Origin of the sequence: Leptolyngbya sp. PL-A3, from assembly GCF_039962325.1 — a bacterium.
Lineage (GTDB): Bacteria > Cyanobacteriota > Cyanobacteriia > Elainellales > Elainellaceae > Vacuolonema.
On record NZ_JAMPLB010000051.1, the window covers coordinates 19,477 to 31,970 of the forward strand.

General features: G+C 46.1%; 6 protein-coding genes and 1 pseudogene. 3 read left to right on the plus strand and 4 right to left on the minus strand.

The window, feature by feature from the left end; genetic code table 11:
- Positions 1–553: 553 nt before the first annotated feature.
- On the plus strand, positions 554–964 hold the full coding sequence (locus NDI52_RS26200; protein WP_190773783.1) for a hypothetical protein: 411 nt from the start codon (positions 554–556) through the stop codon (positions 962–964).
- A 113-nt stretch (positions 965–1,077) separates the two neighbouring features.
- Here NDI52_RS26200 and NDI52_RS26205 read toward each other — a convergent pair whose 3' ends face one another.
- The 3 genes from NDI52_RS26205 to NDI52_RS26215 all read right to left on the minus strand — a co-directional run bounded on the left by NDI52_RS26205 (position 1,078) and on the right by NDI52_RS26215 (position 3,972).
- Positions 1,078–1,500 carry a hypothetical protein gene (locus NDI52_RS26205; protein ID WP_190773782.1) on the minus strand — a complete coding sequence of 141 codons (423 nt, stop codon included), beginning with the start codon at positions 1,498–1,500 and terminating at the stop codon, positions 1,078–1,080.
- 356 nt (positions 1,501–1,856) lie between these two features.
- The gene (locus NDI52_RS26210; protein ID WP_190773781.1) at positions 1,857–3,563 is read right to left on the minus strand and encodes a hypothetical protein; all 1,707 of its coding nucleotides are present in this window, start codon (positions 3,561–3,563) and stop codon (positions 1,857–1,859) included.
- A 100-nt stretch (positions 3,564–3,663) separates the two neighbouring features.
- On the minus strand, positions 3,664–3,972 hold the full coding sequence (locus NDI52_RS26215; RefSeq protein WP_348256562.1) for a hypothetical protein: 309 nt from the start codon (positions 3,970–3,972) through the stop codon (positions 3,664–3,666).
- A 3,150-nt stretch (positions 3,973–7,122) separates the two neighbouring features.
- Between NDI52_RS26215 and NDI52_RS26220 the strand changes: the two genes are divergently transcribed.
- Together NDI52_RS26220 and NDI52_RS26225 are read left to right on the plus strand one after the other, a co-directional pair.
- A complete protein-coding gene (locus NDI52_RS26220; RefSeq protein ID WP_190773779.1) occupies positions 7,123–9,597 on the plus strand; it encodes an ATP-binding protein in 2,475 nt (824 codons plus the stop codon).
- Complete coding sequence (locus NDI52_RS26225) at positions 9,587–11,959, plus strand: response regulator (RefSeq protein ID WP_190789201.1); 2,373 nt, start codon at positions 9,587–9,589, stop codon at positions 11,957–11,959. Before NDI52_RS26220 ends, NDI52_RS26225 begins: the two co-directional genes overlap by 11 nt.
- A 266-nt stretch (positions 11,960–12,225) precedes the next feature.
- On the opposite strand, the pseudogene NDI52_RS26230 reads toward NDI52_RS26225, so the two are convergent.
- Positions 12,226–12,366 (minus strand): annotated as a pseudogene (locus tag NDI52_RS26230) (magnesium-protoporphyrin IX monomethyl ester cyclase); the annotation flags it as partial.
- Between the last annotated feature and the right edge of the window lie 128 nt (positions 12,367–12,494).

Below are 12,494 nucleotides of genomic sequence, written 5' to 3' on the forward strand. Positions count from 1 at the left end.
TTCAGATAAGCCACGGCTTTTCCAATCGTCCAATAGTGACACTTTTTTAGGAGGGGTAACGTGACAAGCATGTCAGTAGGGTAAGCGCTTCGCAATAAAAACCGCAGTCTAAACTGCGGTAAGGATACGCGGTAATACTTTTGTGATATAGCTAGTCTGGCAACGCTTTCTCTACAAGACATCAACCTAAAAGCAGAGAATCACCGTCCCAACAAGGACATGCATCATGTGAAGCAATACGGGGACAATCAAGGCTCTTTGGGGATGATGCGTTAGATGGCGATCGCCCCTACTAGCCTCACATCGGAACTTTGTAGTTCTCCAACAAAAAGCCCTCACCCCTTGAAGGCATTTGCTTATTACTACTTGAGCAAGCACAATGATTAATCACTTCATCATCTTGCTGAAATCGTCTCCCCTCGAAAACTCTAATCCTCTCCAGCTAAACACTGTGCAGTTTTAGGGATACGTGAATTTTTTAGAAAATTTTAGAAGGAGCAACCTGAGTCTGGCAAACTTTACGTATCTCCCGTATTTCTCCCTCTGACGAAACATGAAAAGTAGTTACAAAATTGGGTTTGCAGCTATCTGTGGATCAGCAGCAACTCTTGCCCTTTCACCTATCCCGGCCCATGCTTGGGGGCCAGTGTATGAGTTTGGAAACTGCATAATTGATACCGGAGCTCGTAGAGAAACGTTCGAGTGCTACGTGAGCACTGGTGGCGAACCCGATGGCTTCTCTATGAACATCATTCGTGCTGTCAGTAACAATCCAAGTCATGATCCACTAGTCGGAACTTATCGCGCTCGCAACTCCGGTAGTTCGCAACATGTTACGTTTAACTGGAGTAATGGGACAGAAGAACAAGTGCAAGCCTCAGACTTTAGCAACCCTGAGGACTGGGCATTTTGGACCCAAGATGGTTGTGGCATCGGCTTCCAGAGATCAACCTTAGAATTGTAAGTGGCTCAACTCAATTAAACATCAAATTTCAAGAAGCTGTGCCACCCGCTTTGCGAACAACACAGCCTCTTGAAATTTGATGTAGCTCATCAGCTCGGAAAGTGCTGTAAACGTTAACCTGCACGAAATACTACCACTCGTACCAAAATTCCTATGATCAGGAGCAGATAAGCCAGGAGAATCGAGAACCAAAGGGTGCGCCTCGGTAGCGGTGTAGACCGATGACAACCACGGATACCACCTGCGATACCGCCCCCAATAGATCCCACTGGAATTAAAACAATCAGCATCGCTAGAACATAAATTCCCGCATAGGCACCTCCATTCACTAACCCAGGTATCGAAAAGAGCGGGACAAACGCGATCACCAACGTGCCCAAAAACGAACCTAAAATGGCAGGAAATAGGGTAAATTTGATGCGCCGTTTAATGATTCCAATCACTAAACCAATAACGCCACCGACCACTAATCCAATACTTAAAGACCAGATAGAAACAGATAAAACCTCAGATAGAACCTGTGCCAAAATATTCATAAAGTAAGACAAATGATTAGTAAATTATGAATGATTAGAGCTACATACCGCTTAGCTACATCTCAAGCTTTTAGCAACTACAGGCTGAATGACAATCTTTGTATACAAGCGAATCAATCGAGATAATGATCTACTGCACGCTCTCAAGCAGCTCACAGGTTCTATATAAGCGAGTGGAAGGTGATCACCCTCCACTCGCTCATTCGCTTCCAAGCAACTTACAGGTTCTTTTGTTGGTGAGAAGGTAGGGCGATCGCCCCACCTTCCCAGGCGCTTCTAGAAAACACACTTGTTCCTTTCATATTTCACTGGATGGAACCGTTGCACAGTTCCATCCAGTGAAAAGCTCACGTCTATCATTTCGCCGAGGAAATCGACTGAGTTGCTTGCAAGGCTTGTTCTAACATCTCAGTCGCTCTTTCACGATCGGAGGTACCAAATAGCCCCGCGACCCAATCCTGCAACTGTATCACAAGCTGCTGTGTTCCTTGTGCCTCAGCCTGTGGCTGAGCATAAGCACGAGCGATCGCAATGAATGCCTGTGCTCGATCTGCCGGATTAGCAATTGATTGGGCCGTTTGCAAAGCAGCATCAAACTTCCCCTGCTGCGCAAATCCCTGCACGACCGAAGGCAGTAGCCACGGGATCTCTTCACTTTGAGCCATTTGTAACGCTTGCTCCGGTTGCCCAGACTGGGCATAGCCCTGCACGATATCTGATGTAAATCCCTCCAACTGGCCAGTCTGAGCAAGTTGCAGTGCCCGTTCAGGCTGTCCGGCATCGAGATACCCAACTGCCACCTCCGACAAAATGCCTTTGACCTGCTGTGCCTGGACAAACTGCCATGCCTGATCCGGCTGCTTTTGATCTAAATAGTGTCTGACGATGCCGATCATTGCACCATTACGGTTAGGGTTGGACTGCGCCAACTCAACTGCTGCTTCTAAATTGCCTGCCGCAGCATAGGCGATCGCAATATCTCCCAATGCCCCCTGCCGCTCGCTAATCGGCGGGATCTCCTGAACAATCTGCATAGCTCGCTCAAAGTTGCCGATTTTGGCATAGCCAATGGCGACTCGACCCAGCGCATCCGCGTCGGCTTGACCACGCTTAGCATCATTGGGACCGATGGCTCTAGCAAACTGGTAAGCCTCTGCCAACGTTGCCACGGCTTTGTCGTCCAAACCCACCTGCTGGTAGAGGAGTGCCGCATCGACAAGGTGAATCACTTTATCCAGGGGAAATGGAGCATCAGGGCGGTTACGGATTGTGGGAAGGGTTTGATCCAGAAGGGCGATCGCCCGATCATTTGCGCCCAACTCCGTAAACTGCCGTGTCGTCCAGAGGATAGCGCTTCCCTGCAATGCAGCCGTTTCAGCCTTCTCGGTATCCAGCGTTGCGGCACTGATGATGGCCTGTTCGAGTACTGTCTTTGCAGGTTCAGGATGCCCTGCTAGAGCCAGCTTCATGCCCATGCTGTTCAACATTTGTGTTCGGTAATAGGCATCGTCAATCTTTTGCGCGTTGGCGATCGCTTCCTTCAGTAACCCATCCGCTCGCTGAGATTGTCCTGCATCCAACAAATCCGCTGCAATTTCTGACAGGGCGAGTGGGTCCCCCATGCCGCTGCCGAGGGCGATCGCTAAATCAAACTGTCCCTCATCGGCAAACTCTCCTGCGCGATACATCAACGATTCCGTCGGAGAGGTGCCGCTGCCGCTACACCCGCTTGCTGCTTGAGTACGAGCGGATTCCAGTGCCTCTGTAACCCATCGCCTGCCCTCCGCCTCCTGTCCGGCTAACCAATAGCTGCCCGCTACCCTTGCCAGAGGGATGGCCTTGAAGCAGGGCTGCATGGCCTCTGCTGCCCCCAGCGCCTGTTGGGAAATGGCAACGGCCTGTTGCGAATTACCTAGTTTTGCGTATTGAAAGGCAATGTCTGACAGTAGTCTGGCTTGCTGATCAGGAGCAGGTAGGGCAACCGCCTGCTTCACGGTGAGAATCCCCAGAACGGGCAGGGCTGCCAGAAGGAAAAGTTTGGCACAACGCACGTTAGATTTCATAGTGGCTCGATGGGGATAGAGAATTTGAGTAACCGACCGTCACTTAGCAATGCACCCCGATCACGAAACTATTTTGCGGTTCGCTTCCCTTGATTCTGAACTAAGCTCGGATCACAGAGAAAACCCGTCGAATCAACCTTTGGAACAGCCATAAGGTGAGACTGTAAAAGGCAACATTCAGAGTGAATGCCCCAAGATTTGCGTAGGCATAGTCTTCTAGCCCAAGCTTGCCCCAACCAGTTGTAGGTGAACCGGCCTCCACATCCTGAACAAACGCCAAGGGAAAACCTGCTCTTTGCTCTCCAAACTTGCACTGTCCAGTTCGACAGGGTTGAGCACCAGTGCAGAGCGTTTCACAATAGGCGGGCTGCTTGTAACGCAGAGAGGCAATCGTCAACCCGACTGCCATCAGAATAGTGAGGGTAATCTTGATTCCTTTATAAGCGAAAGGGCCGCTGCTTGTCATTAGAGACTGATCAAGGATGTGATCCGGATTATGTTAACTTAGTGCTACGAAACCTAAATGTACCTGGCTCGATCTGAACTTTTAATTAGTTTTCATCTTGGGCAACCCATTCAAGAAGTTTTGCTGAGCAGCAGACTCAAGTATTGACGACAGTAGAATACATCGGTTCCCATTACATCCTCTCTCCAGGTACCCTAGCCGCTTTCTCCTGCAGCCATATAAGGTTTGGCCGCTGCAACGCTGATTGCAGGATTATTATCACGTCTTTGGCTGTTAGCTAAGGAGATTTCTGAGAAACAATATCCCCATTATTTGGAAAAAAGGCGCGGCTTCGCCGCGCCTTTTTTCCAAATAATGGGGAAGTTCTTATCTGGAAATCTCCTAAGACTAAGCTGATTTTAGAAAACAGGGATTTGCGCGTGGGGTGTAAATCTCCGTCTTAACTCTTTACTCTCTTCTTCAAAGAATCCCTTGGTATTTACCAGGGGATTTTGTTATGTCAATGAGGTGATAGAAGGCATCGACAACAGCCATTGCACTGCTTTCAAACAGCACACGGCCCTTACGTCTCCTGCTCCTCAAGCTGATAATCCATCAGTACAAGCCCTCTGGAGCTAGAATCATGCGATCGCCCAAGCCCCACAAAAGAACCATTTCCCCTTGCCGGTACAGCTGAAGCAGTTCTCACACTGCTTCACAGAATGCATAAAATTTGAAGCAGTGGATCAATAGTGTTCACTGTACGGTTGTACAATGCCGTACCTTTTCGCAATAACGGCTACATCCCACTTTTACAGATTCGAAAACCCACTTTTGTGAGTGAAGTGGGAGAAGCCTATCTCACCCATAAAAGTGGGATACTGCCAGCAATAACTAAGTCAGTTATTATTATTAAATATAAGACTGAAAAGGCTGTGCCATTTGAAATACGAGCAGCCCAACCTTCTCGGCCTGATGTTTAATCGGGCTGAGCTGCTTATCAGAAATTCATAAGTTTTTATATTGAGGAAATTGCCCTGCCAAAGATTGCCTTTTCCCACGTAGAGCGCGCGAAAAGGCAATCTTTAAAGCAGACCTGACCACTAAACCGCGAAAATCAACTCATGTTTGAAGGTGGGGAGGTCGGTACCCCGCCTTCAAACATGAGCAAGCTTAAGCCGCCGAGTCCTAAAGCAGCTCAATTCGTAAGAGGGCCGCCCTGTTTATATCTAGTCTGCAAATACCCCAGAACGCTATCCAGAGTTCTGTAATCAGTACGATTCTTGGTTTCTAGATTTATCAGGGAATATCCTGTTCCGTCCTCCAGAATACCGACTATAAGCCGATAACCGAACTTCTCGGCCGTAACAGAAGCTAAAAAATTTGGATAACTCACTATATGCACCTATCTTTAGAGAGACCTTTCTAGCCAGGGACACTTTATAAATCTATACCTAAAGATAGAGGTAAGGCAATTAAAGGGTTTTTCGTAGGATAAAGCGAATGCAATTTATGCATAACTAGTACGCTGAGGCGGAAATCCATCACCTATGTTTTGTGTGGGGTGCTTCGCACCCCACACAAAACATAGGTTGCGAACTTAGGCCGCAGCCTACTAGCTAGATAGGACTGGCCTTTCCTGCACCACAATTGTGTGCTTCCTCCCACGACAATTCTGCAAAGGGCGATCGCCATGGCTACCAGAAACAAGGGTTTGGGGGCTACCTCAAGTTAAGAATAGGAAGAAACAGACAGTTACATGCTTAGCTTTGCTGCCGCACATACATCTACACTCTGCTTGATATACGCCATGACTTCGGCCCCATAGGTGATCACAGAAATCAGCGGCAGCACTTCAGTGGGCACCGTTGTGGCAGCAGATCCTAGGCATGGCGATTACGCCTCAACGATAGGTTTAGTACTGCCTCACAGAATTTATAGGCTTGGGAGTTTACCTCGGCTACCCCCTTCCTTACATGAAGCCATTGGGTAATAGAGTTTGGACCGGCACTCCTTCTGGCCAGCTCTAAGCATTCCGCGAGCAGCACCTCATCTCCATTTATCAAGCGAACTAAATATTCAGCGTTGTTTTGACCCAAAGTAGAACAAAGTATCCTCTCTACTGCTTGCCGACCAATTTCCTCATCAGGGTGCACGGCGATCGCCTCCATCCTGTTTTTTCTTCTCTTGCCACTGTTTTTTCTGAGACAGCTTTGGCTCTTTTTCCGCCATTAGCACAGCTAAACGGCAAACATAAATTTACTCACCCTCCGATAGTACTGCATTACCGCTATCTCACTGCATTGCTAGCGGAAGCACAAACTATGTCAGCGCTTGTCAGCAACTTCACTAAATTACGTGAAATTCAGACTGTGACACTCACAGAATCGCAGAAATGTAGCATTCTGAATTTCACGTTTAATCACGCTCACCGACTTATTAACGTTACACCCTTACGGAACCAAGGTTACAGGTAACGAAAGGTGCTCTTTCATCAGCGTGAAGACGACGACTGCGATCAAGAAGGTTTTAATCAAACCCCGGATTTTGTAGAAGATCCTACAACAGCCTCAGCTTTAGTAATAACAGTGGAAATTGAAACCATAAAGTATTTAGGCTAACTAGAATCTCTTAATTTATCACAACAAACGGTGAACCATACGCTCACAATTGGTTCCTCAAAAATTCTCATTTTGAAATGAAGCCCTGGAAACTCATCATGAGAACGGCTATTACTTCGGGTTAAGTGGTTAAAATCGAGCAGGAACCTGAAAGGCTGTGCCACCCGTAACGTTGGTGATACAGCCTTTTGGGTCTTATGCCTAGTTGAGCTGGGCTACTTAGGGCTTATGGTGTAGTCAATCTAAATGGCATCTATCTGAAGACAGCTATAAGTAAATAAATCTTGCATAGATACCTAGTTTATTTCGGGTTTTGGCATCTTAGTTATGTAAGCAAACTTGAGTCTAAAAGTAACTATCTCTGGTTTTCATAAGTAAGCCATTTAAGTTCCCATGTTCAGTTTTTCGCTTCAATTCAGGACTCGCCCTAAAAAGGTATTGAGTGCCATTAAACGAAACTGCAACAGAAGTTTTTATACAGTTTGAAAAATTTATGAGAGACAAAGCGCAAATTCAGCCAGAGGATTGCTTGGCTGGGGGTGGCGAGATGGGAATGCTAATGCGATCTCTGGACTGGTCAAAAACCTTAGTGGGTCCTGTCAGTACCTGGCCCCAGAGCTTACGAACAGCAGTGAGCATTATGCTGGCATCCCGCTTTCCAATGCTGATTCATTGGGGGCCAGAATATGTACAGTTTTATAACGATGGTTTTCGTCCAATCTTAGGGAATAGCAAGCATCCAGGTGCGCTAGGGCAGCCTGCTTATCCATGGTGGGCAGAGATCTGGGACGTTCTAGTTCCCATGTTCGATCGCGTCATGGCTGGTGAAGGTACCTGGTATGAGGATCAGGTCGTCTTCCCAAACCGTTACGGCTACACCGAAGAAGCCTATTTCACCTTCTCCCACAGCCCCATCCGTGATGAGTCAGGGCAGGTTGCGGGAATTTTTCAAGCCGTAACAGAAACCACAGAACGAGTCCTTAACGAACGTCGCCTCAAAACACTGCGAGATCTCGCGGCCAGAGCAGTTGAAGCCCAAATGGCAGAGGCAGCCTGTCAAATTGCGGCTGAAACACTGGACGAGAATCCCAACGATATTCCCTTTGCCCTGTTGTATCTCATTGACCAGGATAGAAATCAAGCAACGTTAGCTGGCACTGTTGGATTAGAACCTGATACACCTGCAAGCCCGGCGATCGTCCAACTTAATAAAGATTTAGCAACCTATGATTGCTGGTCTATCACTCAGGTTGCATCGACAGGGCAAATGGTACAGGTCGACAACCTGTTTGAGAAATTTGGTTTATTACCAGGAGGGCTGTGGCCCGAATCCCCATCAACGGCTTTAGTATTACCGGTTGCTCAACCGGGATCGCTCCTACCCACTGGCCTACTGGTAGCGGGAATTAGCCCTCGGCGAGCACTGAACGATAGCTATCAAAGTTTTTTGACCCTGGTCGCTGGGCAAATAGCGATCGCCATTAGTAATACCCGGGCACTGGAGCAAGAACGAAAACGGGCATCTGCACTGGCAGAACTCGATCGCGCCAAAAGTCAGTTTCTGGCAAATATGAGCCACGAGCTGCGAACTCCTCTCAATGGCATTTTGGGATATGCTCAAATCCTCAAACGACACAAAACATTAAGCGATTCTCAGAAGAATGGATTGAGCGTTATCAACCAATGCGGCGAACATTTATTGACTTTAATTAATGATGTTCTCGATATATCCAAAATTGAAGCTCGAAAAATGGAGCTGCATCCGAAAAACTTTCGATTCCCCGAATTCCTGGAAGGGGTTGCTGATATTTGTCAGATTCGGGCAAAACAGAAGGGAATCGAGCTTATCTATGAAGCTTTAACTCCTCTTCCTTTAAGAATTCGAGCAGATGAGAAGCGATTACGCCAGATATTGCTCAATCTGCTAGGAAATGCCGTAAAGTTTACCGAAATGGGTAGTGTGACTTTCAAAGTCGGCTGTGTTGGTGATTCTCAGTGGATTGTGGATGACCAAACTTCTCTTCCCCTTAAAATTCGTTTTCAGGTAGAAGATACAGGCGTAGGGATCGCACCAGATCAGCTTGAAAATATTTTTCTGCCGTTTCAGCAGGCAGAGGGGCAGGACCAGCAGATTGAAGGTACGGGGCTAGGGCTTACGATTACACGCCAACTGATTGAAATGATGGGGGGAGAAATTCATGTAAAAAGTATTTTGGGGCAGGGAAGCACTTTCTGGTTGGAGTTAGAATTACCCGAAGTAGATTCTGTAGATGAACTGAATAGTTTGAATACTCAAGAAATTATCAGCTACGAGGGGCCCACGCGTAGAGTATTAGTCGTAGATGACAAATGGGCGAACCGCGCCGTTCTGATTAATTTGCTAGAACCGCTCGGATTTGAGGTTGTTGAGGCAGAGAATGGGCAGGAAGGGTTGAACAAAACGCAGCAGTTCAAGCCAGACATCATTTTCATGGATTTAGTCATGCCTGTGATGGATGGGTTTGAGGCCACTCGTCAGCTTCGGGCCTCGTCTAACTTCAAAGACAACATCATTATTGCTACGTCAGCCAGTGTGTTTGAGTTTGATCAACAACAAAGCTTGGATGTTGGCTGCGATGACTTTCTACCTAAACCCGTGCGGGAAGCAGATCTCCTCGAACAGTTGCGCACTCACCTGAAGTTGCAATGGATTTACGAGAAGCAAGGAGGCGAAACTGATTCTGCAATCAGTGCTTCAGAGAATTCACAGATGGCTCCTTCTTCCCTGATAATTCCTTCTGATGCGATCGCAACTCTACTTGATCTATCTTTGCGGGGCGACCTCAAGGGTATCACTGAGCGCTTAAATCAGCTTGAGCTTTCAAGCCCACAGCTAACTCCCTTCACCCATCATTTGCGACAATTAGTAAAAGGTTTCAAGATCAAACAAATCCAAGAGTTTATCAAAGAATATAAAAATGAGCACTGATACAGCTGAGCAGGGTGTTATTCTCATTGTGGATGATAAACCTGCGAATTTAAGTGTTTTATTTGAGTTTCTTGCAGATGCAGGCTTCCAAATTTTGGTAGCAGAAGATAGCGATGGAGCAATTGAAACAGCTAAATATGCAGCTCCTGATCTAATTCTGCTAGACATTCTGATGCCAGAAATTGATGGCTTTGAAACCTGCCGCCGTCTGAAACAGGATGGGCAAACAAAAGAAATTCCAGTTATCTTTTTAACGGCTCTTAATGAGACGGTTGATAAAGTCAGAGGATTAGAATTGGGAGCCGTTGATTATTTAACAAAGCCACTTCAGGAAGAAGAAGTTTTAGCTCGCGTTAGGATACATTTAAGTATTCGAAAGTTAACTCGGCAACTACAATCACAAAACTTACAGCTAGAACAAGAAATTGCTGAACGCAAACAAATTGAAGCTCGTTTACAGCATCAAACAACAGAATTAATCCAACGAGAAGAAGCCTTAAGGGAAACATCACAGAAGCTTCAGGCAATTGTGCAATCTGCTCCTTTAGCAATTCTGGTACTGGATCCTCAAGGGTACGTAAAAATGTGGAACCGTGCTGCTGAAAAAACATTTGGATGGCATGAGTCCGAAGTGTTAGGTTGCCCTTTGCCGATTGTGCAGAAGAATAAGCAAGAGGAGTTCCACTCCCTTCTCCAACAGGGTTTGCAGGGACAGTCATTAACCCAGGTAGAAGTTCGTCGCCAAAAACGAGATGGAACAGACATTGATATTAGCATTTCAACTGCACCTTTACAGGATACCGATGGTCAGATCAGCGGGATCATGGCTGTCCTAATGGATATTACGGAACGCAGACAAACAGAACAAAAAATCCATGAGCAAGCTGCTTTACTAGACATTACGACAGACGCTATTTTCGTGCGAAATTTAGACAATCAAATTTCGTTCTGGAACAAAGGTGCAGAGCGTTTATACGGGTGGTTGGCAGAAGAAATTCTGGGTAAGAGTGCGAACTGTCTCTCCTCCAACAAAGATATATCGCAACTAGCCGAAGCTCAGAAGGTAGTAGCGAGGCAGGGCGAATGGCAAGGTAGATTATGGCAACTAACCAAAAATGGTAGCAAAGTTGTTGTTGAAAGCCGCTGGACATTGGTAAAAGATGAGAATGATCATCCTAAATCGATTTTAGTCGTTAATACGGATGTGACTGAAAAACAACAGCTAGAAGCACAGTTTTTGCGGACCCAGCGCATTCAAAGTATTGGAACATTAGCAGGTGGTATTGCTCATGACCTCAACAACCTTTTAACTCCAATTCTGGCCTCTGTTCAGCTTATGCAAATGCAAAATGGCTTACAGGATGAGAAAAAAGAGCTGTTATTAAAAACAATTGAACAGAACACAAAGCGTGGAGCAGCCCTTATCAAACAAGTTCTATCGTTTGCTCGAGGGATGGAGGGGCAACGAACGGTTGTTCAAGTAAAACATTTAATTACGGAAATAAAGCAGACGGCTCTGGAGACATTTCCAAAAACGATAGATATTCAAACGAATGTTATTTCTGACTTATGGACAGTATTTGGAGATGCAACTCAGCTACATCAAGTTCTGCTGAATCTTTGCATCAATGCAAGTGATGCAATGCCTCGCGGCGGCACGTTAAATATTAAAGCTTGCAATTTACTCGTAGACAACAACTATGCCCGTTTGCACCTTGATGCCAAAGTGGGCCCTTACCTGGTTATTGCTGTATCGGATACGGGAACAGGGATTCCTCCAGAAGTGATGGAGCATATTTTTGAGCCATTCTTCACTACTAAAGAATTTGGTAAAGGAACAGGCTTAGGCTTATCAACTGTCCATATGATTGTGAAAGGCCATGGTGGTTTTGTTGATGTGGCTAGCTCAGTTGGGCAGGGAACTCGGGTCAAGATTTACTTACCCGCAATTCACGCCATTGAACCTGTGCAATCAGAAGAACCTAAAATTCCGTTGGGTAATGGCGAACTAATTTTAGTTGTCGATGATGAAGAGGCTATTCGTGAAACCTGCAAAATATCATTAGAAGCCTACAATTACCGTGTTTTGACAGCAAGTGATGGAATGGAAGCGATCGCCCTCTACAATAAATATCAACATGAGATCCAGTTGGTAGTGATTGATTTAATGATGCCAAAGATGGATGGAAGAGTGACGGTTCCGGCCCTAAGGCGAATTAATCGGGATATCAAGATTATTGGAATGAGCGGATTACTTTCCAACAATCACCTACCTGGCTCAGTCAATAGTTATATGAAGGCGTTTTTACCGAAACCAATAGCTATAACCGAACTCTTACCGAGAATCAGGCAAATACTTTGAAGCATTACGATTAATGGAATAGAAAATTTGGTCTTCGGCGCAGGAAGTCTATTGTAATGAGATGCGCCCATAAAATGTGAGTTGGGTTAGTTTTTCGTGAGCGATGCGCACGAAAAACTAACCTTAGCGAAATTTTTCTCAGGCTAATCTTCGCGAACACGACTTGATTAGCCTGTCGCTTTAGAACGCAAGGTTTGACCAAAGTGGCCTTCAGCAATCCCGCCTGGGTAAAACCAACTTTAGCCATGCCAGCTTTCGTGAAGCAGAGCCAGCATGGCTTCGAGTTCCGTGTCTTGCTTAGAAAGGTCAAGCTGGGCAAACGTTTCAAAATCCGTTGTGTAGGACCGGGGCGCAAGGACTGTCTCCTTAACGGCCTGCTGAAGTACGGCCCATTGATGGTTGGGGATTTCGCCGAAGAATTCACTATATCACTCAAACATCACTTATAAACTTCATAGCTAACAAGTCATATTACTTTGTGTTCCTCCGTTAGCACCCTTGGCCAAAAAGATAAAAACTGTATTAATGTTCAGTT